The sequence below is a fragment of the Thermosynechococcus sp. HY596 genome (assembly GCF_030518715.1).
Classification (GTDB): domain Bacteria; phylum Cyanobacteriota; class Cyanobacteriia; order Thermosynechococcales; family Thermosynechococcaceae; genus Thermosynechococcus.
In genome coordinates this window covers 1402067-1424321 of sequence record NZ_CP130346.1, presented here as the reverse complement: position 1 = coordinate 1424321, position 22255 = coordinate 1402067, and the positions used below count along the sequence as shown (strand labels likewise).

Annotated in this window: 19 protein-coding genes; 13 read left to right on the top strand and 6 right to left on the bottom strand. The window is 52.2% G+C overall.

What is annotated here, in order from left to right:
- Positions 1-78: 78 nt before the first annotated feature.
- Positions 79-2490, bottom strand: a complete 2412-nt coding sequence (locus tag QYC28_RS07140; protein WP_302679214.1) for a dynamin family protein — start codon at positions 2488-2490, stop codon at positions 79-81.
- A 328-nt stretch (positions 2491-2818) separates the two neighbouring features.
- Here QYC28_RS07140 and QYC28_RS07135 point away from each other — a divergent pair, with 328 nt between their 5' ends.
- The gene (locus tag QYC28_RS07135; protein WP_302679213.1) at positions 2819-3121 is read left to right on the top strand and encodes a DUF3181 family protein; all 303 of its coding nucleotides are present in this window, start codon (positions 2819-2821) and stop codon (positions 3119-3121) included.
- Positions 3122-3123: 2 nt separating this feature from the next.
- Here the strand turns inward: QYC28_RS07135 and acsF are convergent, their stop codons facing one another.
- The gene (gene acsF / locus QYC28_RS07130) at positions 3124-4188 is read right to left on the bottom strand and encodes a magnesium-protoporphyrin IX monomethyl ester (oxidative) cyclase (RefSeq protein ID WP_149819478.1); all 1065 of its coding nucleotides are present in this window, start codon (positions 4186-4188) and stop codon (positions 3124-3126) included.
- A 273-nt stretch (positions 4189-4461) separates the two neighbouring features.
- Between acsF and QYC28_RS07125 the strand changes: the two genes are divergently transcribed.
- The 3 genes from QYC28_RS07125 (at position 4462) to QYC28_RS07115 (ending at position 7548) form a co-directional block, all read left to right on the top strand.
- A complete protein-coding gene (locus QYC28_RS07125) occupies positions 4462-5193 on the top strand; it encodes a heme oxygenase (biliverdin-producing) (RefSeq protein WP_149819476.1) in 732 nt (243 codons plus the stop codon).
- A 38-nt stretch (positions 5194-5231) separates the two neighbouring features.
- Complete coding sequence (gene hemN / locus QYC28_RS07120; protein WP_302679212.1) at positions 5232-6614, top strand: oxygen-independent coproporphyrinogen III oxidase; 1383 nt, start codon at positions 5232-5234, stop codon at positions 6612-6614.
- A 94-nt stretch (positions 6615-6708) separates the two neighbouring features.
- Positions 6709-7548 carry a fatty acid desaturase gene (locus tag QYC28_RS07115; RefSeq protein WP_286625115.1) on the top strand — a complete coding sequence of 280 codons (840 nt, stop codon included), beginning with the start codon at positions 6709-6711 and terminating at the stop codon, positions 7546-7548.
- Here QYC28_RS07115 and QYC28_RS07110 read toward each other — a convergent pair.
- Entirely contained in the window at positions 7545-8276 is a 732-nt protein-coding gene (locus QYC28_RS07110; RefSeq protein ID WP_302679211.1) for a DUF928 domain-containing protein, read from the bottom strand. The two genes, QYC28_RS07115 and QYC28_RS07110, sit on opposite strands and share 4 nt — an antisense overlap.
- A 382-nt stretch (positions 8277-8658) precedes the next feature.
- Between QYC28_RS07110 and QYC28_RS07105 the strand changes: the two genes are divergently transcribed.
- From QYC28_RS07105 to QYC28_RS07075, 7 genes are all read left to right on the top strand, one after another.
- A complete protein-coding gene (locus tag QYC28_RS07105; RefSeq protein WP_149819468.1) occupies positions 8659-10338 on the top strand; it encodes an alpha/beta hydrolase in 1680 nt (559 codons plus the stop codon).
- Positions 10338-11834 carry a cobyric acid synthase gene (locus QYC28_RS07100; protein WP_302679210.1) on the top strand — a complete coding sequence of 499 codons (1497 nt, stop codon included), beginning with the start codon at positions 10338-10340 and terminating at the stop codon, positions 11832-11834. The genes QYC28_RS07105 and QYC28_RS07100 overlap by 1 nt, the downstream gene beginning before the upstream one ends.
- 96 nt (positions 11835-11930) lie before the next feature.
- Positions 11931-12284, top strand: a complete 354-nt coding sequence (locus QYC28_RS07095) for a hypothetical protein (RefSeq protein WP_302679209.1) — start codon at positions 11931-11933, stop codon at positions 12282-12284.
- Positions 12285-12321: 37 nt separating this feature from the next.
- A complete protein-coding gene (gene trpD / locus QYC28_RS07090) occupies positions 12322-13341 on the top strand; it encodes an anthranilate phosphoribosyltransferase (protein ID WP_149819465.1) in 1020 nt (339 codons plus the stop codon).
- Positions 13331-14197: a carboxylating nicotinate-nucleotide diphosphorylase gene (gene nadC, locus QYC28_RS07085; protein WP_302679208.1), complete on the top strand. Its 867-nt coding sequence runs from the start codon at positions 13331-13333 to the stop codon at positions 14195-14197. Before trpD ends, nadC begins: the two co-directional genes overlap by 11 nt.
- Before the next feature lie 71 nt (positions 14198-14268).
- A complete protein-coding gene (locus QYC28_RS07080; RefSeq protein ID WP_310834793.1) occupies positions 14269-15894 on the top strand; it encodes an iron ABC transporter permease in 1626 nt (541 codons plus the stop codon).
- Between the two features lie 72 nt (positions 15895-15966).
- Positions 15967-16548 carry a DUF1997 domain-containing protein gene (locus tag QYC28_RS07075; RefSeq protein WP_149819459.1) on the top strand — a complete coding sequence of 194 codons (582 nt, stop codon included), beginning with the start codon at positions 15967-15969 and terminating at the stop codon, positions 16546-16548.
- A 7-nt stretch (positions 16549-16555) separates the two neighbouring features.
- On the opposite strand, the gene QYC28_RS07070 is transcribed toward QYC28_RS07075, so the two are convergent.
- Entirely contained in the window at positions 16556-17731 is a 1176-nt protein-coding gene (locus QYC28_RS07070) for a hypothetical protein (RefSeq protein ID WP_302679207.1), read from the bottom strand.
- Between the two features lie 13 nt (positions 17732-17744).
- Complete coding sequence (locus QYC28_RS07065; RefSeq protein WP_286625107.1) at positions 17745-18164, bottom strand: hypothetical protein; 420 nt, start codon at positions 18162-18164, stop codon at positions 17745-17747.
- Between the two features lie 204 nt (positions 18165-18368).
- Between QYC28_RS07065 and QYC28_RS07060 the strand changes: the two genes are divergently transcribed.
- On the top strand, positions 18369-19274 hold the full coding sequence (locus tag QYC28_RS07060; protein ID WP_286668545.1) for a polyphosphate kinase 2 family protein: 906 nt from the start codon (positions 18369-18371) through the stop codon (positions 19272-19274).
- A 43-nt stretch (positions 19275-19317) separates the two neighbouring features.
- On the opposite strand, the gene radC is transcribed toward QYC28_RS07060, so the two are convergent.
- Positions 19318-20067, bottom strand: coding sequence for a DNA repair protein RadC (gene radC / locus QYC28_RS07055; RefSeq protein ID WP_286668544.1), 750 nt, complete (start codon positions 20065-20067; stop codon positions 19318-19320).
- 309 nt (positions 20068-20376) lie between these two features.
- Here radC and QYC28_RS07050 point away from each other — a divergent pair, with 309 nt between their 5' ends.
- On the top strand, positions 20377-22131 hold the full coding sequence (locus tag QYC28_RS07050) for an iron uptake porin (protein WP_302679206.1): 1755 nt from the start codon (positions 20377-20379) through the stop codon (positions 22129-22131).
- Positions 22132-22255: the final 124 nt, after the last annotated feature.

Genomic DNA, 22255 nt, shown 5'->3' with positions numbered 1-22255 from the left:
TAGCATAAAAGATAAAAAGTGTTGACACTGTACGGCAAGGAAAGTTGAATCTGCAATAAAATTTAATAATTAGTCGGCTCAGCATTCACCTTCAATACTGCTGATCAGAACTTGCTCTACTCGACGCGAATAAATTGGAATATCACACTTCGCTTTTTGAGCATCCTCCTCGAGTTGCTCTAGTTGCTTCATTACTTCAACAGCAGAGTTTCTCTGATATTCCAAGGTTGTTCGATAATCCTTGAGATAGCTACTGAGATAAGAATCCTTGAGATAGCTACTGAGATACTCGATGTATTGTTCTGCTTCTACTTTAAAACATTTTTCTAAATAATTATTAACCTCTTGATTAACCTCTTGTTCTATTTGATTCGCTTGGGTGTCTATTTGTCGATTGATTTCCTCAACGACTTCATTGAGATAGACTGAATGAATTTGCAAAGTTCCTATCCCCATTGTCCGAATTCCTATCTCCAGCCCAATTAGCCCAATTAGCCCAATTCCTATGCTCTTTGGAACTGGTCGAAGTTTAGAATTGCTAAAACTAGCCTTTGAAACTTGAAAATCAGGAAGGCTTAATTGCACATTAAAAGTCATCTGGAGTCGTTCTCTTGCTTTTTCTAGGATAGGCTGAGTTTCTTCCTCTATTTCTTTCTTTAATCCAAGGATTTTTTCTCCTACAAATTTTTCAATCTTTTTCTGGGTATCACCAAAAAACTTTTCTGCTTCTTGTGAAACTAGGTTAAATATTTCTCTCCGAAAATCTTCTGCTTCATACTCTGAATGAAAACTAATCGTCAAAAAGTCCCGATACTCATGTAAAAAGTCTGTTTCGAGGTGGCCTGCGAAAGATTCGATGTAGTTTGCGAGAGAAAGCATTGCTTTTGCTCTTGCCTCGTACTTGTTTTCGAGGCGGCCTGCGAAAGATTCGATGTAGTCTGCGAAAGAAAGCATTACTTTTGCTCTTGCCTCGTTCTTCAATTCAGAGACTTCACTGGCAATCTGATTCTTAATTTCTTTTTGATACTCCTCGATAATATTCAACAGATTAGCCAAATTTTCAATTTTCTTAATATCTTGATTTAGTTGCTTAATTTCATCCTCAAGTGTACCTAGGGTTGCTTGATAGCTTCTTTTTCGCAAATTAATGTCTTCAAGAAGCTTATGAATAAAGCCGTGAGTGATGTTTAGAGATTCTCTGATTACTTTCGGTGCAGCAATTTTAATGAGTTCACTAATCACTTTAGTGAAAAACTGATAAAATCCTGAGCGTTCATACCACTGCTTTCTAGCTTTCTTAGTAAACGCGTCTTTGTCAATATCTTCTAAGTCTTCTTCCCAGTCATCCCCAAGAATTTCTCTTGCCAAATCTCTGGCTTCAGGTCGAGTCCGCCAGTCTTCTCCTAAGTCATGCTGCTTCAGGAAACGAGCAGCACAATAGGCCCGTTGGGCAGATAGCTCAAAAGCATGAGAGCTAGGAATTCTAAATTCCTGCTGCACAAACTCCCGCACTTCTTCAGGAGTCATATCCCCTGTGCGTCGTTGATCAACTTTGTTTACGAGGGCATAGATATTTTCAGTTCCACCACGAATCTCAGCAATTGCCTGAACGGTTTCTTGAACACTTTTAGCCGCTTCAGTCTTGAGTTGGGTAAAGTCTAGGACAACCAAAATAAGACTACTACGCTCAAGTTGTTCAGCAAAAATATTCTTGATTTCTAAGTTCTCGCCTGCTTCGTTAGGATTTGGAGTGTCAATAATCACAAGGTTGCCCAAAGCGGTGTTGATAGCCTCACCTTCAGAGGTAAAAGGTGCTACTCTGATCTGGGGTAGCTCCCGCATCCGCTTTACAGGGTTGTAGGCAGGAACTATTTGGCTGGCTAAACGTACCAAATCATTCATTAGTTGCAGGGCTTCACGCACACTTTCGACACCTGTTGTTTCTTCTTTGAACAAAGTGCCGTCATTCCTGATAATGTTTTCAAATGTGGTGTAAAGATGAGGATATTTCTGTAACTTAGCTTTAACGTTGTCACGATTCTTATTGTATTCTTGGCGGATTTTCACCGCTGCCTTTTTGAATAAAGCGAGGGTTTCTTCGGGGACAAAGAGAACAGGTTCAGGGTAGTTTGTATCTAAAACGATTTCCGTTGCAGTAGCGGTCATGGCAGTATTGCGGGCAGGCAAAAGCGGTTGACCGACAATTGCATTGATAATCGTGGATTTGCCGGCTTTCATGGGGGCGACCACGGCCATGCGTAAAGCCATTTCCTCAACGTTGGTGAGGGCTTGTCGAATCGCTGCTGTACCTGAAAATTCTGTTTTTTCTTGAGATGAATCCCTCTCTGCTGTTTTATGGAGGCTGTTGTAGCGTTCAACAATGCCAACGGTCTGTTTTAGCAAATGAATGACATCCTGGCGCAAGTTTTCTAGTAGGGTCTCACTTGGCTGAATGTCTTGGGGAATGCCGGGGGGGATAGTCGTAGCCATACAATCAGCAATTAAGAGCAATTAAAAGAGAACTGATGCCTATGGTAGCACAAAGAATAAAAACTGTTGTAATCTACAGCTCTTTCCTAAAAGAAAAAGGACATGCTCCCTGTAACCATTGATTTTGGCTGCTTTGAGCGCATTCAGCACTTAGGGAAAAGACTGTTAGGGTTTTAGTTCTTAACAAAAATTAATGATTGGCCTTCTATGGGTGAGCCTGATCCTTGTCCACAGGTGTTTTCCCGATTACTATCCCATGATCGGTCTGTTTTAGCGATCGCCCCCCTTGACTGGTACAAATAGAGTGAATGAAAAAGCGGTGATCTAAATGAGTCGTACCCCCTTAATTGAACGTCTTGCGGCTGAAATTGGCCGTGATATCTATGTGGATGTGGCCAAATGGCATCTGTATCTCGCTGATGCAAAGCTGGCAACCCCCCTCGCCGAAGCCTTTTTGCCCCTCCTAGAGCAGGGGGAGGTTAATTCGGCACAGGTCACGAGTGTCTTGCAAGAGGTTTCAGTTCCCCTTGGCGGGGGTCAGCAGTCCCTTTCCCTCGATCGCCTGATTCCCAAGGCCAACCAAGAGCTGCTGGTGGAACTGCTCAACCGTTTTCGCCAAGAGGAGCTTTAGCCCTAGTGCACGGTGCCCCATTCCTGTTGGGCATTGACGGGGGGCAAGAGATACAGGCGTAACAGGTGGCCGGCGATCGCCAACTGGTGAGGAAGCTTCCGCAAGGCCTTCAGCCACTTGGGTTGATTGCTGGCTTCAATGGCTTGGAGTTTTTTATGGATTTCGACACAGCGTTGCAGCCGCGGATAAAAGTCAGGGTGATCGACATTGAGCACCACCGAGAAGGTGCGAGCGGCCGTCTCATTGGTTTTGGCAATGACCTCGCGATCGAATTCCGTGGCATCAAGACCAAGGGCTTCATAGAATTTGGCACGCTCATGCACCGTCAGCGTATGGGTGGCAAACACCGTCAGCAGGAAGAAGCGCATCCATAGTTTGGCACCCCAGCCTTGAATCAATTGGGGTTGGGAGTGGATCAATGCCTTGAAAATATCGCCGTGGCGGTTTTCGTCTTGGCACCAACTTTCAAAGTAGTTAAAGAGGGGATAGAAGGAATGTTCGGGGTGCTTTTCTAGGTGACGGTAGATGATGATGTAGCGCCAGTAGCCAATTTTCTCCGATAGATAGACGGTGTAGAGCACCCATGGCAGGGGGAAAAACGTGTAGGTGCGCGCCTTGGAGAGATAGCCCAAGTCCATGGCATGGCCAAAATCCATCATTGCCTTGTTGAGAAACCCTGCGTGTCGCGCTTCATCCCGTGCCATGAGGTGAAAGATTTCCGCCAAGAGGGGGTTGCGATTCTTCAGCTTGCGCGAGAGTTCCTTAAAGAGCAAAAACCCTGAAAACTCAGAGACACAGGAACGCTCAAGGTAATCAATAAAGGCTTTGTGGGTCTCTGCATCCAAGGTGTCCCATGTGCCTTTGAAGGAGTCATCGCGGACAAAGTGATGGCGGTTGTAGTCTGCCCGCATTTCCGCCAACATTGCTTCGAGTTGTTCCTGCTGGCGACTCAGGTCAAGTTTTGCTGCGTGTTCAAAATCTGTTGTGTAAAAGCGGGGGGTTAAAAGGTTTTCACGAATGGTTTTAACGCTCTGACTCGCATCGGGATTGGGGGCGATCGCCACCATAAGCTGTTCACTCCTATAGAACTAAACCTATGTAGGTCATACCGTTTTACTATACTATATCCCTCAGGACGGTCAATAACCGTCTTGACGATTTTGCAAAAGTAGGCAGTTTTGTAATGTTTTTTGAAGTTTCACTTGACAGCCATATGGTCAAAAAGTAATACTCACCCTTAGTTTGCCCTTCTGCCCCCGTTCAGCCCACGGCCATTCGCCGCTGGCAGGATGGCTTTGCCTCAAAAAAGATTGTTAAAACTGATTTCAGGAGTTACAGGTATGACCGTGCTCTCTCTTGCGCTGCGGGAAGGAACTGCTGAGGCTCACACCTTGGCCGAACACACCGCCTTCATGAAATGTTTTGTCCGCGGGTTGATTACGCCGAGCCTCTTCCGCCAGTTCTTGGCCAATCTCTACTTTGTGTACACCGACCTCGAAGCTGCCTTAGCCAGTGCTACGGGCGATCGCCTGCGAGCCATGTACTTCCCCGAACTGAACCGCAGTGGCCAACTGGCCGAAGACTTGGCCTTCTACTATGGCGAGGATTGGCGCGATCAGATTACCCCCCTCACGGCCACCCGCGTTTACCTCAGTCGTATTCATGACCTCGCCCAAAGTGATCCTCTGTTGCTCATTGCCCATTCCTACACCCGCTATATGGGGGATCTCTCTGGGGGACAAGCCCTCAGCAAAATTGTGCGTTCGCAGTTGACCCTCCCCGCAGGCAAGGGCACCGCCTTTTACGAGTTTCCAGCCCTGCCAACCCCAGAAGACAAGAAAGCCTTTAAGCAGCGCTATCGGGAAACCTTGGATAGCCTCAGCCTCGATGAGGTCGCGATCGCCCGCATTGTCAAGGAAGCCAACTTTGCCTTTGCCCTCAACTGCAACCTCATGCACGCCCTTGAGTCGGAGTTAAAAGCCACCATTGGCGATCAGATGTGGCAGTCCGTGGTGATCGAGAATCAGCCCAGTCGGCGGGAGCAACCCCGTCCTGAAGCCGTTGCCGTTTAAGGCCCACTGTTGATCTTGTTAGGAGCTTGCAAATATCCATGAGTGTGATTCAGCCGATTCAATTTGATGGGGCACTACTGCAAAAATACGATCGCCCCTTGCCCCGCTATACCAGTTACCCCACGGCTGCCGAGTTTACTGCTGACTTTGATAGCCACTGTTTCCAACGGGAACTGCTGCGGAGTAACGAAGAGCACCTGCCTCTGTCCCTCTACGTGCATATTCCCTTTTGCCAGACCACCTGCTATTTTTGCGGTTGCAATGTCATCGTCACCCAAAGCCAAACCATTGCCAAAACCTACTTGGATGCCTTAGCAGAGGAAATTGCCCAAGTGGCGGCACGGCTGGATCGCACTCGTCCAGTGATTCAAATGCATTGGGGCGGCGGTACCCCCAACTATCTCACCATTGACCAAGTGGAATCTTTGTGGCGGACGCTCACCCACCACTTTGAATTTGCCAAGGATGCCGAAATTTCCATTGAGGTCAATCCCCGCTATATCAACCGCGAGTATCTCTTTCGCTTGCGCGATCTGGGCTTCAACCGCATCAGCTTTGGTGTGCAAGACTTTGATCCTCAAGTTCAACTTGCCGTCAATCGGGTGCAGCCAGAGACGTGGCTGTTTCAAGTGATGGAGTGGATTCGCGCTGCTGAGTTTGAGAGTGTCAACATTGACCTGATCTATGGCCTGCCTTTTCAAACGGTGCAATCTTTTGAAACCACGATTGCCAAAACAGTGCGCCTTGACCCCGATCGCATTGCGGTCTTTAACTTTGCCTATCTTCCCAATTTGAAACCCATCCAAAAGCGAATTGACCCCGCTACCCTACCCGATGGCACGACCAAACTGGCCATTTTGCAGCGGGTCATTGAAACGCTGACTAGCCAAGGTTATCAGTACATTGGCATGGATCACTTTGCTAAGCCCACCGATGAGCTGGCGATCGCCCAAGCAGCTGGAACCCTCAAGCGCAACTTTCAGGGCTATACGATCCTGCCCCCCGCAGATTTGATTGGCTTTGGTCTCACCTCAATTAGCATGTTGCAGGAGGCCTATGCCCAAAACCAGAAGCACCTAGCCACCTACTTTAGTAACATTGCGTCGGGGCAATTGGCCACAGAACGCGGGATTCAATTACACCCTGAGGATCTGCTGCGCCGCACCATCATCATGGAGCTGATGTGTCAATTTACCTTGGACAAGGGGGCGATCGCCCGCCAGTTCAATCTCGATTTTGATACCCACTTTGCTCCTGAGTTAACTGCACTGCAGGAATTGGCTGCCGATGGTCTCATTCACTTGGGGCGCGATCGCGTGGAAGTTACCTCTGTGGGTCGGCTCCTAATTCGCAATGTGGCTGCCCTCTTTGATACCTACCTGCAACACAAATCTGGTAAGACATTTTCTAAGGCCATTTAGGCTCAGCCGAGGATTGTCTTGGTGGCTCAAATTCTTTAGATTACACTTGATTTCAACTTGCGTCTAAATCTGCACACGGTGTTGAGGAGTGCCCATGTCATCATCCCTAGAATTCCAACCTGAAACTGCCCGCCTCAATTGGGCTTTTGTGCTTTTTTTAACGACGGTTCATGGCTTAGCCGTAGTTGCCCTCTTCTTTTTCTCTTGGTCAGCCTTGGCGGTCACCATCTTTCTGCACTGGCTCTTTGGTAGTATCGGCATTTGCTTGGGATACCATCGCCTCTTGAGTCACCGCAGTTTTCAAGTGCCCCAGTGGTTGGAGTACATCATTGCTGTTTTGGGTGCCTTGGCCATGCAGGGAGGTCCCATTTTTTGGGTTGCCGGTCACCGCTTGCACCATGCCCACACCGAAGATGAAGTCAAAGATCCCTACTCAGCGCGGCGGGGCTTTTGGTGGAGCCATATGCTCTGGCTGGTCTATCCCCACCGCCAATTTTTTGATGCTGAGGAGTATGCCCGCTATGCCCCAGATTTGACACGAGATGCCTTTTACCGCTGGCTGGATCGCTACTTTTTGCTGCTGCAAGTGCCCCTTGCGTTGCTGCTCTATGGCCTAGGGGGTTGGTCATGGCTGCTGTGGGGGATGTTTGTGCGGGCGGTCTTCCTCTGGCACAGCACTTGGTTTATCAACTCCGTGACCCACAAATGGGGCTACCGCCGCTTCGATACGCCGGATAACTCCCGCAATCTCTGGTGGGCAGCACTCCTTACCTATGGTGAAGGTTGGCACAACAACCACCACGCCTATCCCCACGTCGCCAAAGCCGGTTGGTACTGGTGGGAAGTGGATCCCACATGGTGGGTGATTCGCACGCTCCAAGGACTGGGTCTTGCTTCTAAGGTACAGTTGCCCCCGCCCACAGCATTGTCCTAATTGCCTCGGCTCCGTTGGGCGATCGCCAAATTGCTCAGGCGCTTGAGGCCAACCTCCTCAGCGGTCATTAACTCTGTCCACAGGGCATTCACCTTGGGGTTAGTTGGCTGTTGCTGCCGCAGTTTGACCAATGTCTCGAGGGCATCGTACCACAGACCATGGCTAGCCAGCAGGTTATAGCGTTCTACAGGACTGGTTTGGCGCAGTTGCTTGTTCAAGGTCGCTGGTAGTGCCACCCGCTGTACCCAACCTTCCACAAAGCGAATCTGTGATGGATCAGGATCCCGGGGATTACAAATGAGACTCACCGTCCAGCGGTAATCCACCCCCTCCTGTAGGGGCGGTACGTCACCCGCCAACGTAATACTGTCTAGGCGCGGGCGATGGGCCATCGGAAACTGCTGCTTGTAAATTTGCACCTGCGTCCCATCGGCAAGGTTCTGAAAGAGGGCAAACTCCAGAGCTTGGTAATTATTGGCGGGTAAATACCAGTAAAACGTGGGACGATTGGCTGCCGTTAAACCAATATTGCTTGCTGGTACTAAGGCGGTTAAATCCGGTTCGTTCGCCGCTGTTTGCACTCTACAGACGCCGCGAGTGGCTGCCCCCTCCCGATTCCCCGGCCGGGATAGGTTTTTCGGGGGCGTGAATCCCGCCCAACTCAGACCCGCATCGAGGATGAGTACGGCCAAGCTCCAAGGAACGAAATATCGCAGTGACGTGAACATAGGGCGTTTCATAGGTCAAGATCCTTAATGAAAAGCGGTAGCGGGAAGTGTTAGGGGGGCTTATCGTTAATCTTTGGTCATTTCCCTACCTGCCACACTACTACCATAGGAGTTGGGTGTGGGCTGCGGGGTGATAGCGCCAACGAGAGGGTGATGATGTCCATCACGTACTGGTATTGCGCTGGCTCACAACCTGAGTAGTTTTCCAGACGAGGACAGCACCCTAGCAGTTCCAAAGTGGCGCGGGCATGATGTCAGCAGCAGGCATATTAGCAAAGGGCTATCTCTATACTGGAAAGTACCTATAGAATTTTTGCGCTGAGCGCTGTTCCCACTACTTTTCTAAATTTCTTGATCTAGTGGTGTTGCGTGACTCCTCGCTGTGAACACTCTCTCCCTTAAGTGGTTTCTCTTGCCCCCCCTCAGTGTTGTGGCGGGTCTCAGCATCTTTTTGGCGGGATCAAGCGGGCTGTCGGCAACGGCAGCAGAACGGATTATTTTTCGCTATGGCCCTTTGGAGCGATCGCTCCCCATTGCTGATTTAGAACGCTTTGCTACCACTGGCCAAGCCTCCCCAGAACTCGCCAGCTATTTACGGTTATTGCCGCCTGTGCATCAGCAGCAATTGCGGTTGGCCTTACAAGAACGGCTGCGATTGTCCCCCGTGGCTGTTGCCCAACTGTTGTACTCCCCCCTAGGTCAAGAATTGATGGTGCAAGCGGGTCGGATCCTCGAAACCCAAAGCCGTCAAGAAAATGCCCTTGCCCTGCGATCAGCCCTGATTCTCGCTGCCACTGATCCCAAGGGTCTCACCGCGTTGAGTGTGATGCGCCATTACCCCTCCCGCAGTATCCGCTTTGACCTCAAGGAAGGACTCGTGATTCTCAAAAACTTCCAGCAGACAATCCGCGAAACAGAGACAATTCTGGATGTTGTTCGTCAACAGGCGATCGCAAATCAGCCAGAATCTATTCCTGCCAGTGTGCAATCACTGCTCCAACCGGGGCCTTGGCGGTGGCTAGAGATGCCTTGGACAGCAGTGGATGAATCGCCTCGGCGGTTGCAGTTGACGGGACATTCCCGCCCCATTGCAGCGGATCTCTATCTACCCATCGTTCCTGCGGGACAGCGGGTTCCAGTGGTCATTGTTTCCCATGGACTGGGGGCAAGTCGCTACAGCTATCGCTATTTGTGTCAACATCTGGCCTCCCACGGTTTTGCGGTGATTGCCCTTGAGCACGTTGGTAGCTCGACCCGGCAGGTACTGTCCTTTCCCATGGGCTATGTCAGTCCAAGGATGGCGGCCCAAGAATTTCTGGATCGCCCCCTCGATGTCACGTTTGTCCTCAATCGTTTAGGGACATTTCCTGAGCAACTCTATCCTTGGGCAGGGCGGCTAAATTTGGAGCGGGTGGCAATGATTGGTCAGTCCTTTGGCGGCTACACGGCTCTCACCCTCGCGGGGGCACCGTTGGATTTTCAACAACTGCGGCGACATTGCACAAGAAGTGTTCTCGACTCGTTTAATGTGTCACTGCTGCTCCAATGCCAAGCGCAAGCATTACCACCAAAGGTCTATTCCCTACAGGATCCCCGTGTGCAAGCGGTGATTGCTGTTAACCCGATTACCAGTGCTGTCTTTAGTCCTGAATCCTTGAGGCAGTTGAAAATTCCCGTTATGTTTGTGGCTGCCAGTGACGATACGATCGCCCCAGCGGTCGAGGAGCAAATTTATCCCTTTACATGGCTGACGACGCCCGATCGCTACTTGGTGTTGATAGACGATGCCACCCATTTTTCAACCATTGGTGAGGCGGGTCAAAATGAACCGGTGTTGCCTGTGCCCCAGTCACTTGTCGGTGCCATGCCCCCGCGATCGCGCACCTATCTGCGAGGATTGAGCTTAGCCTTTTTACGCTTGCACCTTCTAGGGGATGAACAGGCACGGCAATGGCTGACACCGGCCGCAGCAATGGCGTTGAGTTCGCCCACCCATGGCCTGAACCTGACCCAATCCCTAGCCCCAGAACTGTTGGAAAAGGTTCCACAGGCAGCGAAGTAATGATCAACTCGACTGTGAATGCTAAATCCCTGATGGTAGTGGGAACCACGTCCCATGCGGGTAAATCTCTCCTCACAGCGGTGATTTGTCGTTGGCTGGCGCAGCAGGGCTACCGTGTCACTCCCTTTAAGGGACAGAATATGGCCTTGAATGCTTACGTCACCCGTGAGGGCGGTGAAATTGGCTATGCCCAAGCAATGCAGGCCTGGGCGGCAGGGATAGAACCCGAAGTGGCGATGAACCCGATTCTCCTCAAGCCCCAAGGCAACATGACCTCCCAAGTGATTCTCAAGGGGCAGGTGGCGGGGGTCACCCAAGCAGCAGACTACTATCGGGACTATTTTGAGCGGGGTTGGCAGGCGATTACCGAGGCCTTGGCGGATCTGCGACAACGCTTTGACTGGATTGTGTGTGAAGGTGCAGGGTCACCCGCAGAAGTCAATCTCAAGCACCGCGATCTCACCAATATGCGGGTGGCCACCTATCTTGGGGCACCGACGATCCTTGTGGCGGATATTGATCGGGGGGGCGTCTTTGCCCATATTGTCGGGACATTGATGCTTCTTGATCCTGCTGAGCGATCGCTCATTCAGGGGATTGTCATTAATAAATTTCGTGGCCAGCGATCGCTCCTTGACAGTGGTGTGCAATGGCTAGAGGAGACTACAGGAGTACCGGTTTTAGGGGTGATTCCCTGGCTCGAGCACCACTACGCTGCCGAGGATTCTCTCGATCTGTGGGATCCGCGTCCCCAACGCCAAGGCGCCGACCTCAAAATCACCGTCATTCGGCTGCCGCGCATTGCCAACTTCACCGATGTGGATCCCCTCCTAGCGGAACCCAGTGTTTCCCTTGAGTTTCTACCCCCCCATCGTCCCTTGGGGCAACCCGATGCCGTGATCCTGCCGGGGACGAAAACGACGATTGCTGATCTCCACGTCCTACGGCAAACGGGGATGGCAGAGCAACTACAAGCCTACGCTGCCCAAGGGGGAACCATTCTCGGTATTTGCGGTGGGTGGCAGATTTTGGGTATCACCATCAGCGATCCTCTAGGCCTAGAGGGCTGCCCCGGCACCTATAAAGGACTGGGACTCATGCCACTGCACACGCAATTGGGGGTAAGCAAATGTACCCAGCAACAACAAACCCAATCCATTTATTTCCCCTGTCCTGAGCTGATCGTGGGCTATGAAATTCACCAAGGCCAAAGTGAATACACAGGCGATCTCAACGGTTGGCAGCCCCTTTTTTCTGCTTCAGAACTCGGCCTTGTTAACACAGCGGGCACGCTTTGGGGCACCTACCTGCATGGGCTATTGGAAAATGGTGCTTGGCGCCGCCATTGGCTGAATGGGTTGCGATCGCGCCGTCAACTGCCCCCCCTACCCACAGCCATTCCCCACTATGCCGAGCAACGGACTGTTGCACTGGATCAACTTACAGAAGCCGTGATGGCTCACCTGAACCTAGGGAGCATTTGTAAATTATGTTGATGTAAAAATTTCAAATTGTTAGCAATTGTCATCCCTTGCAAATGACTCCCCTAGACTGAGGAACGATGTGCTGATGATAGGGAGTGCAAAAGAACAATGACAGTGGCTGCTTCTTGGTCAGTGGGAATCTTAATTGTTTCAGCGATCGCCGCTCTGAGTGGCTTAAGCTGGCTCTTGTACACAGCTTATCAAGAGGAAAAACAATGTCCCCTGCGGGAGTATTCCCCCCAAGAGGCCTATAGTGAAACCCTTTGGCGCATGATCTTTGTCTATTGGCTCGTCTATTGTGGTGCGCGGGGTCTGCAAATCGCTGTACCATTAGAAGGCACCGATTTAGGTCAAATGTGCAAAATCACCGCACTCTTGGCCTTTTTGCTCACCACCTCTTCGCTGCTTTGCTTACCGATGCACTATTGGCAGGCACGTCAGCGCCAGCAACAACTCAATTAAGTCTAATTCAGTCTCGATTCTCTGCCGACACAGTTCAATGTGGTCTGACCTGCTCCAACAACTCCTCGATCGCCAAGCCCTGACGCAAGAGCAGGCCACCCAGTTAATGCAAGGATGGCTGGCAGCAGAAATTCCCGATGCCCTCGCCGGTGCCATTCTCACCGCATTACAGTTCAAGGGGCTGACGGTTGAGGAACTCACGGGCATGGCCAAGGTATTGCTGGCTCAGTCCGCCGCTGCGCCGCTAAATTTAGCCGAACCCCTCATTGATACCTGCGGCACTGGGGGCGATCGCGCGGGTACCTTTAATATCTCCACAGCGGTTGCCTTTGTTGTCGCAGCAGCCGGTGTCAAAGTGGCTAAGCACGGCAATCGTTCCGTCTCTAGCCGCGTCGGTTCAGCGGATGTCCTTGAGTGCCTTGGGATCAATCTTGCCCACAGCGATCCCGCCTTTTTGCTCAAGGAAGTGGGGATTACGTTCCTCTTTGCCCCCGGTTGGCATCCCGCCATGAAAGCCGTGGCTCCCCTGCGCCGTACCCTGAAAATTCGCACCGTCTTTAATCTCCTCGGTCCTTTGGTGAATCCGCTCCACCCCACAGGGCAGGTGATTGGTGTCTTTAGCGATCGCTATCTTGAAGCCATGGCCGGCGCCCTCCAACGTCTCGGACGCCAACGCGGGATTGTTCTCTATGGTCGCGAAGGAGTGGATGAAGCCACCCTCGGCAATATGACCGATCTTGTCATGTTTAGTAGCCCTGAGGAATCGCTGCGCCAAGAAGTCCTTGATCCCCAAGCCTTGGGACTCGCCAGTGCCCCCCTGAGGGATCTGGCTGGGGGAGATGTCCAGACCAATGCCGAGATTCTTACCCAAGTTCTGCAGGGCAAAGGCACAACGGCTCAGCAGGATGTGGTGGCGCTCAATGCCGCCCTAGCCCTCTACGTGGCAGCAGCCGTTCAAGATTGGTGGGAAGGGGTGGATCGGGCAAAGGCGATTCTGGCCAGTGGCGCCGCATGGGACAAGTTACAGACATTGGTGACGCTCTCCAATGAATCCTAGGGTGTCTGCCTATTTGCCGCCGTGGTGTGTCTTGGATCCCCTCTTGGATCAATGGTTACAGGAGGACATCGGTCGGGGCGATCGCACCACCCAAGCCCTGCATCTTCAGGATCGCCAAGGAAAAGCCCACATCCGTCTCAAAAGTCAGGGAGTGATTGCCGGTCTGCCCATTGTGGAGCGGGTGTTTCAACGCCTGACAGCAGCAGTAGTATTTACCTACGAGCAGGCTGAGGGCACCCTTTGTGAGGCGCCGACAATTGTTGCTCGCATTGAAGCTCCCCTAGAAACCTTACTCCTTGGCGAACGGCTGGCCCTCAATTGCTTGATGCGCCTGAGTGGCATTGCCACCCTCACCCATACCTATGCCCAGCAAATTGCTGACTTGCCGACGCAACTCGTCGATACCCGCAAAACAACGCCCGGACTGCGCCTGTTAGAAAAATATGCAGTGGCGGTGGGGGGCGGTGTCAACCATCGCTTTGGCCTTGACGATGCAATTATGATCAAGGACAACCACATTGTGGCAGCGGGGGGCATCACGGCTGCGGTTGAACAAGTCCGCCAATCCAGTCCCTTTCCCTTGGCCATTGAGGTGGAAACTGAGAGCCTAGAGCAGGTGCGCGAAGCCCTCTCCTTGGGGGTAGAGGTGATCATGCTTGACAATATGCCGATTCCAGAGATGACCCAAGCCGTGGCGATGATCCGCGCCGCAGCCCCCCACACTAAAATTGAGGCCTCTGGCAATATCACCCTAGAAACCTTGCGAGCAGTGGCCTTGACAGGGGTGGACTACATTTCTACGAGTGCGATAATCACGCGATCCCCTTGGCTAGACTTTAGTTTGACCATTCTTTGAGTCCTCTCTACCTCTTGCCCACAACGTCAGTACCTATTTTGGGAGGTTGCCCGATGTTGAAATCCATGAGAATGCCGCAGCTGGTTCAGCTCAAACCCTGGGAGTTAGTGGTGTCGCTGATTGCAGTGGTGATTGCGGTACCGATTTTGGTCATTCTCAGTCAACTCTTTGTGAATACGGGTGACACTTGGCACCATTTGGCCACAACCGTTTTACCCGACTATTTACTCAACTCCCTCTGGCTGATGTTGGGGGTGGGAGCAGGGGTGATTGTCATTGGTGTCAGTACTGCTTGGCTGGTCACCAACTGTCAGTTTTGGGGGGTGCGCTGGTGGCAATGGCTACTGTTAACCCCCTTGGCAGCACCCGCCTATGTTTTGGCCTATACCTATACGGAGTTTTTCGCCTTTGAAGGTCCCATTCAGGGGTGGTTACGGGAGGTGACAGGCTGGGGCTACGGTGACTACTGGTTTCCCAATATCCGCTCCCTTGGCGGGGCGATCGCCATGCTCACCCTCGTTCTCTATCCCTATGTCTTTCTCTTGGCGCGGGTAGCCTTTTTGGAGCAGGCCACCTGTAGCTTAGAGGCCAGTCGTTCCCTTGGCTGTGGGCCTTGGCGCAGCTTTTGGACGGTGGCGCTGCCCCTTGCTCGGCCAGCGATCGCTGCGGGTACAAGCCTCGCCCTCATGGAAACCCTGAATGATTTTGGTACTGTGCAGTACTTTGGTGTGGATACCTTCACCGTCGGCATTTACCGCACTTGGTTTGGCATGGGCGATCGCGTGGCGGCGGCGCAGTTGGCCTCAGTTTTGGTGGTGATTGTTTTTGCCCTGCTGCTCGTGGAGAAATGGTCTCGGGGCAAGGCACGCTATTACAATCGCGGGGGCGATCGCCCCATTCCCTACGTGCTCAAAGGCTGGCGAGCCGCTTTGGCTTGGCTGGTCTGTGCCCTACCGGTGTTCTTTGGTCTTCTACTCCCCGGCGGGTTACTCCTCTACTTGGCCATCAGCTACCAACAACTGCACCTCAGCCGTGAATTTTTAGAACACGCCAGCCACAGCTTGATTTTGGCCACCCTCTCTGCGGTTTTGGCGGTGGGCATTGCCCTGCTCTTGGCCTATGGGCATCGCTTGCTGCCAACGGTTTGGGTGCGTTGGGGAACACAGATTGCGGCGATGGGCTATGCCATTCCCGGTACGGTGATTGCGGTGGGGATTCTCATGCCCTTGGGGTGGCTAGATAACGTCATTAACGATGTCACTGAGCACCTGTGGGGGGTGGAAGTGGGCTTGATTCTCAGTGGCACAATCACAGCCCTGATCTATGCCTACTTGGTACGCTTTTTGGCGGTTTCCTTGGGCAGTGTGGAGGCCAGCCTAGTGAAGATTCGTCCGTCCTTGGATGAGGTGGCGCGGACATTGGGGCGATCGCCCTGGAATATTCTGCGCACGGTTCACTTGCCGCTGATGGTGCCCGGCCTTTTTACCGCTGCCCTGATGGTCTTTGTCGATGTGATGAAGGAATTGCCTGCAACATTGGTGATTCGTCCCTTTAACTTTGATACCCTAGCCATACAGGTTTACCGCTTTGCCTCTGATGAGCGACTTCCCGAAGCCGCCTTAAGTGCTTTGGCCTTGGTGGTCGTCGGTCTCATTCCGGTCATTTGGCTGGGACGGCAAACCCGCTGGGCAGATTAGGGAGTTCGGTTTACCGTTTACCAATCTTCTTAATAATTCGTTACATTAGAAACAACGTTCGCTAGGTGTGCTATGTACTTAGAATTTAAGGCCAGCCAATCTGTGCGCCTCAGTATTGAAACACCCACGGCTCCCTTGCAGCACTACCTGCGCCAACCCCAGCGGCTTGTCTATGCCCTCACCGATCCAACCCGAGTGGAATTTTTGGGTAGCGATCGCTTTCGCCTCAAGATGCGTCCCCTTAACTTTCTCATGGTCAGCTTGCAGCCCACGGTGGATCTGGCTGTCCATGCTAATAGCGATGGCTCTTTACAATTGCGCTCCCTCGGCTGTGAAATTCGGGGGGTGGACTACATTAATCGCCGCTTCCACCTTGCCCTCGAAGGTTACTTGTCTCCCCAAGCAACGGCAAACGGCACGGATTTGATTGGTCTAGCTGACTTGCAGGTGGGCGTGGATATTCCGCCGCCACTCGATCTCACACCGCGCCCGATTCTCGAAGCCACCGGCAATGGCTTACTCAAGAGCGTTCTGTTAACGATGAAACAACGCCTCAGTCAACACCTTGTCGCCGATTATCAACGCTGGCTCACGGAAGTGGAAACCAATGGCAGTGGCGATTGGCTCACGCCTGTCCCTGTCAGTTCCAGCTAAAATTTCCCTACAGATAGACCTGCTTTGTGCTGAGTAATTGCCCAAGGCCAAAGAGTCCCCGCTGAAAACCCCTTGCAGCAGCACCAATGGCCAAGGCATCCAAGCGCTCTAGTTGGGGGGGACGATTGACAAAGACAAGGGGAGTTTGCACCTGCTGATAAAAGGCACGGCAGTCTTCGTAGCTGCTGGCAATAATCCCACTGGCGGCGCTGCCATACTGGTGAATCCAATGCACTGCGGCGGTGAGATCCTCTTCGTAGTGCCACGCCAAGCGTTGATCCAGATAGGGGAGCGGCCACTCACTGGCGTCCACGAGGGGAATTTCGGGATAGTTGCGGTGTAAGTGCTCATCCACCCCCTGCTTGTAGCCCGCTTGGGTCAGTTCATTGATCACAAATGCCAGATGGGAGGGATTGACATTACCGAGCACAATGACCTTTTCAATGGCAAGGGCGCGATCGGGATTGGCTTGGTGGCTGTGCTGAATACAGTTGAGGACACTCTCTGGCGACACCGAACCATCCCAAACCAGATAGGTATTCCCAAGGGAAAGAGAGACCAAGGGACAGCGAGCAGCAGCGCGTTGCTCGGCCACAAAGCGGGAGCGGCCATAGACAAGGGCGAGATCAACAGCGACGGGATCCGCAAGCCAACTGGTTGGACTCAGGGAGAGGGTTTGAATGGTGGCTTTGGGCAGACTAGTTTTACTGAGGGCGGCCTCGATGAGACTGGCGATCGCCCCAGCAGTATAGCGGCTACTTTCACCACTCCAGAGCACAAGGGCATTTCCCGTTTTGAGGGCCATGCCCGCCAGCATCAAACTTAAAGTAGGTAGCCCTTCATAGACCAAGGCCACCACCCCTAGGGGCACGGCATACTGAAACCGCTCGGGTCGCGTTGGCAATGATTGCTGCCATGGATCTGCAGCATGGTAGAGGTGCTCTAGCCACTGGCGAATACGGTGCAGGCGCTCATGGGTCAGCCGTAGCCAGCCAAGAACAATCTGGGACACTGCTAAATCGCGGCTAGATTCAAGATCGAGCGTATTTTGCTCCAACAGGAGGGGTTCTGCTGTTGCCAACTCCTCAATCAATCGCCGAAGAGCGTCCTGACGGAGGGCATAGCTAACTTGGCTGAGGTGTGTACTGGCGACCCGCGCCCCCCTTAGCGGCTCAGGCAACATGGCCGTAGCGCATTCAACGACGGGAGAGGGCAATCCAGACTAGAAATGCCGGCATCAGTGCAATCAGCAGGGAGGCAATGATCCATAGCAGCCCTTCAGGTTTTAAGGACAATTGTAGAAGTAAGGGCAGCCAGAGGAGAATAGGCATCAATAAAAAGAAGCTCAGGCCAATCGCAAAATACCAATAGCTTTCTGAGAAGCCCCGCTGCAACTGATTCCACTGCAATCCTGTCCAATACCACGCTCGCTTGTAGGGATAGGTGGTGGCCAACTGCTCAATGGAATAGCCATCGGGACGGACGACAAAAATTTGCTGACAGCGCCGACAGCCAAAAGCTTCCGTGAGGGCGATCGGCATCAACTCCCCTTGGCGACGACAGGGGCAGGGGTAACTTGCATCGAGATCCAGTTTGTGAGGTTTAATCGGAGCCACGGTGGCTGTCCAAAACGCAAACGACAGAAAATGATTCGATGGCGAGCGATCGCTCGCCTACTGATACAGCATACAAAGAGAATTCTGTTTTGCCTGTGACTTATACAATTTGTTAAAGATAGCCGCGAAAGGGGGATATTTCGATTTTTTCTGCAATGAGAGAATGTAGGCTAGGATACAGTTCTGCCGCAACCCCTCTTGATCATGATTCCCCAAGATTTTCTCGACCAAATTAACCCCGATCGCTACATTGTTCCCGTGGGGGAGAAATTTCACTGGCAGGACTATGATCCTGCGGATACCGCTGGCCTCAAAAGCAAAGCCGAAGCCCAAGAACTCCTTGCTGCTGGGATTAAGAAGCTAGCCGCTTACCAAGATGTTCTCTATGCCCAGAATATCTATGCGCTGCTGATTATTTTCCAAGCAATGGATGCAGCGGGCAAAGACAGCACGATCAAACACGTCATGAGTGGCATTAACCCCCAAGGCTGTCAGGTGTATAGCTTTAAGGCACCGAGTGCTGAGGAGTTGGATCATGACTTTTTGTGGCGAGCCAACCGCGCATTGCCAGAGCGAGGCTGTATTGGTATTTTTAATCGCTCCTATTACGAAGAAGTTCTTGTGGTGCGGGTGCACCCCGATTTGCTCAATCGCCAGCAACTTCCCCCCGAAACCAAGACCAAGCACATCTGGAAAGAGCGCTTTGAGGACATTAATCACTACGAACGTTACTTAACCCGCAATGGCATTCTCATCCTCAAGTTTTTCCTGAATATCTCCAAAGCAGAGCAAAAAAAACGCTTTTTGGAGCGCATTAGTCGCCCGGAAAAGAACTGGAAATTTTCGATTGATGACGTGCGCGATCGCGCCCACTGGGACGACTATCGAGCGGCCTATGCCGATGTCTTTCGCCACACTAGTACCGACTGGGCACCGTGGCACATTATTCCCGCCAATCGCAAGTGGTTTGCGCGGCTGATGGTGGCTCACTTCATTTATCAAAAATTGGCGAGTCTCAACCTGCACTACCCAATTGTTAGTGAAGCCCACAAAGAGCAGTTACTGGAAGCCAAGGCATTACTGGAAAACGAACCTGACGACGAGGAATAACGGCTGCCACTGCCTCCCGAAATCGAGGAGCTTGGGAACATCCTTAGGCAGATCCATCCCCTTGGGGAACCTCTTGCCATAGGGAGGTTGTTTCCCGCAGACTTTGGTAATCGCCATTGCTGAGAATTAAGTGGTCAAGCACCGGAATGCCCATAATTTGTCCCGCTTGCAGAATTTGTTTGGTTAAGTCCAGATCCGCTTGACTGGGAGAGAGATTGCCTGAGGGATGGTTGTGGGCAATGATCAGGCGGCTCGCATTGCGACGCACCGCTTCACGGAAAACTTCGCGGGGATGGACAAGGGTTTCTGTGGCGGTTCCCACGGTAATCACATGAGACCCCAATAGGCGATGGCGCACATCCAGCAAGAGAACGGCAAAGCGTTCCGTCGGTTGCCACATGAGATCAGTACTGAGGACAGCGGCAGCAAGGGCAGGATTATCAATGATCGTTTGCTCCCCCGGTCGCGACTGAAAGACCCGCTTCCCCAACTCCACAGCCGCCAGAATGGTCGTGGCTTTGGCGGGGCCAACACCAGGGATGGCCATCAATTCCTCTGGGGTAATGTCGCGTAAAAGGCTCACGGCATCGGTACTGTTACCACTGCGCTCCCCCAACTGTTTGAGGATAAATTGTCCTAAGCCCACGGCTGAGAGTTTGCCCGCCCCTTGACCAGTCCCCAGTAAAATCGCCAACAGTTCTGCGGAACTGAGATAGCGGGCACCTTGGCTGAGTAGCTTTTCACGGGGGCGATCGCCGACGGGCAGATCAGCAACACGGAGGGAGTAGGACATGACAGCAGCGATCAAGGGAATTGCTAAAAAGCATATCAAGATTTGCTTGTGGCAGCGTTGGGACTGGTTTAGAGAAATTTGCAAGAAGTAGTTGACTTTTATTTGCAAATAGTTCAAGCTAAAGAAAGTAAAGAAACCGTTTTCCTCTGTTCAGCCTCAATGAACGTACTGCGAATCTACTCCTAACTTTTCCTAGGGGGCAGGTAAGAGTTGCCTGTTCAGAAGTGGTGGGGGCGATCGCCCGATTGCCCTTGAATATCCTATAAATCGAGGCTTGCAGATACTTTGATCATGATTGAGGAGTGAATAATGGCGAGATCGATCGCGGTCTGGCTGGGGCTAGCTTTGGCTCCTGCTTGGGGAATGTCAGCGGCATTAGCTGCGAATCAGTTGCAAGACACACCCCATACGAATGATGTGAGTGCTTCTGGATTTCTTGATGATAAGTTGCAACAAGTCACTCGTTCAGTAAAATCCCCCTTGCAAGTGGCACAAGTGCCAGCAGTGGCGGACTTAGAGGCTCAAGCTCCCCGACTCCCTGCCCCCGCGCCGTCTTTGGGAATGCAGCGGACAATGCCGCAAGTGACCTCAGTGAATCAACTCTCGGATGTGCGCCCCACGGACTGGGCCTATCAAGCCTTGGCCTCACTGGTGGAGAAATATGGCTGCATTGCCGGTTATCCCGATGGCACTTTCCGTGGCAATCGTGCCGCCACACGCTTTGAGATGGCTGCAGCCTTGAACGCCTGCTTGGATGTGATCAGCGATCGCTTTGCCAGCAAGGAAGATCTGGCCACCCTTCAGCGGCTGGCGCAGGAGTTGAGTAGCGAATTAGCCGTGATCAAGGGACGGGTGACGAATCTGGAAGGTCGCGTTGCTAACCTTGAAGCAACCCAATTTTCCACCACCACTAAACTACGCGCTTCAGTCATCTTCAATGTGTCCGATGTCCTCACGGGCACCCAAGCCGTTGCTGCTAACGCTGTTCCCAATCGCGGGCCAACCATCGAAGACAACCCTGTTGCTACTTACCGCGCTCGGCTGAACTTTGACACCAGCTTCTATGGCAAGGATGTCCTGCGGGTGCGCATTCAGGCGGCCAATATGCCTAACTACGGAACTGTTACCGGTACCAACATGGCACGGCTCAGCTATGACACCAACACTGGCGGCCAATTCACCATTGACGACCTCTACTACCGCACCCCTCTGACCAACCGCCTATTCCTTGCCTTTGATGCATCAGCAGGCAATTTCGACAAGAATGTCTTTACCTTTAACCCCCTCTTGCAGTCCGATGAAACGGGAGCCATTAGCCGGTTTGGTCGCTTTAACCCCCTCTATCGCTTTGGTGGCGGTGCTGGCTTAACACTGCGCTATACCCTCCTTGAAAATAAAGAGCGGGGCACTGGCCTAACCCTAAATCTGAGCTATCAGGCACCGAACGCAGCTAATCCGGATCGAAATACACCAAATACTAATGGTCTCTTCGACGGTGCCTATGCCGCCTTGGCCCAACTCGACTGGCGACCTGCGAAGAACCTCGCCATGGGATTTACCTATGTGCGCTCCTTTGGTGTCGGTGTTGCTGGCGGAACGGGAAGCAGTGGGTTTGCCGGCTCTGCTGCCAACCCCATTGGCAATAATGCCAATGCAGCCGCCGATAACTTTGGCTTTCAGTTTAGCTACCGCCCCATTCAAAAATTCAACATTGCAGGCTGGGTCGGCTACTCCAATGTCTATCAGGTACAAGGATTCACAGGCCCACGGCGAGAAGCAGAAGTCTTAAACTGGGCCGCCACCTTTGCGGTACCAGACATCTGGCGTAAGGGCGATGTTCTGGGTTTAATTGTCGGTCAACCCCCGCAAACCATTAGCGTTCGCAATGTAGCGGGTGCACCGGGTGCAACCTTTAACTCCTATCACATCGAAGGGCTATACCGTATTCCGATCTCGCGGAATATTTCAATTACACCTGGCCTCATTGCCGTGGTCAATTCCAACAGCAACAGTAACAACGCGCCGCTGCTTCTGGGGGTTGTGCGAACAACCTTTAGCTTCTAGCTGTCCCTAGCTAGTGAGGAAATAGATGCCCTACCCCTAGGGGGGTGGGGTTTTGTTTTCGAGTTACCGCAAAAGATCAAAGGCAGCATTTGCTAAGGTAAGGGTACCAGTTGTGCAGTTATGA

Excerpts from the sequence above, each read along its gene's own strand:
- QYC28_RS07140 (WP_302679214.1), bottom strand. The coding sequence starts at position 2,490 with ATGGCTACGACTATCCCCCCCGGCATTCCCCAAGACATTCAGCCAAGT.
- QYC28_RS07135 (WP_302679213.1), top strand. The coding sequence starts at position 2,819 with ATGAGTCGTACCCCCTTAATTGAACGTCTTGCGGCTGAAATTGGCCGT.
- acsF (WP_149819478.1), bottom strand. The coding sequence starts at position 4,188 with ATGGTGGCGATCGCCCCCAATCCCGATGCGAGTCAGAGCGTTAAAACC.
- QYC28_RS07125 (WP_149819476.1), top strand. The coding sequence starts at position 4,462 with ATGACCGTGCTCTCTCTTGCGCTGCGGGAAGGAACTGCTGAGGCTCAC.
- hemN (WP_302679212.1), top strand. The coding sequence starts at position 5,232 with ATGAGTGTGATTCAGCCGATTCAATTTGATGGGGCACTACTGCAAAAA.
- QYC28_RS07115 (WP_286625115.1), top strand. The coding sequence starts at position 6,709 with ATGTCATCATCCCTAGAATTCCAACCTGAAACTGCCCGCCTCAATTGG.
- QYC28_RS07110 (WP_302679211.1), bottom strand. The coding sequence starts at position 8,276 with ATGTTCACGTCACTGCGATATTTCGTTCCTTGGAGCTTGGCCGTACTC.
- QYC28_RS07100 (WP_302679210.1), top strand. The coding sequence starts at position 10,338 with ATGATCAACTCGACTGTGAATGCTAAATCCCTGATGGTAGTGGGAACC.
- QYC28_RS07095 (WP_302679209.1), top strand. The coding sequence starts at position 11,931 with ATGACAGTGGCTGCTTCTTGGTCAGTGGGAATCTTAATTGTTTCAGCG.
- trpD (WP_149819465.1), top strand. The coding sequence starts at position 12,322 with ATGTGGTCTGACCTGCTCCAACAACTCCTCGATCGCCAAGCCCTGACG.
- nadC (WP_302679208.1), top strand. The coding sequence starts at position 13,331 with ATGAATCCTAGGGTGTCTGCCTATTTGCCGCCGTGGTGTGTCTTGGAT.
- QYC28_RS07080 (WP_310834793.1), top strand. The coding sequence starts at position 14,269 with ATGCCGCAGCTGGTTCAGCTCAAACCCTGGGAGTTAGTGGTGTCGCTG.
- QYC28_RS07075 (WP_149819459.1), top strand. The coding sequence starts at position 15,967 with ATGTACTTAGAATTTAAGGCCAGCCAATCTGTGCGCCTCAGTATTGAA.
- QYC28_RS07070 (WP_302679207.1), bottom strand. The coding sequence starts at position 17,731 with ATGTTGCCTGAGCCGCTAAGGGGGGCGCGGGTCGCCAGTACACACCTC.
- QYC28_RS07060 (WP_286668545.1), top strand. The coding sequence starts at position 18,369 with ATGATTCCCCAAGATTTTCTCGACCAAATTAACCCCGATCGCTACATT.
- radC (WP_286668544.1), bottom strand. The coding sequence starts at position 20,067 with ATGTCCTACTCCCTCCGTGTTGCTGATCTGCCCGTCGGCGATCGCCCC.
- QYC28_RS07050 (WP_302679206.1), top strand. The coding sequence starts at position 20,377 with ATGGCGAGATCGATCGCGGTCTGGCTGGGGCTAGCTTTGGCTCCTGCT.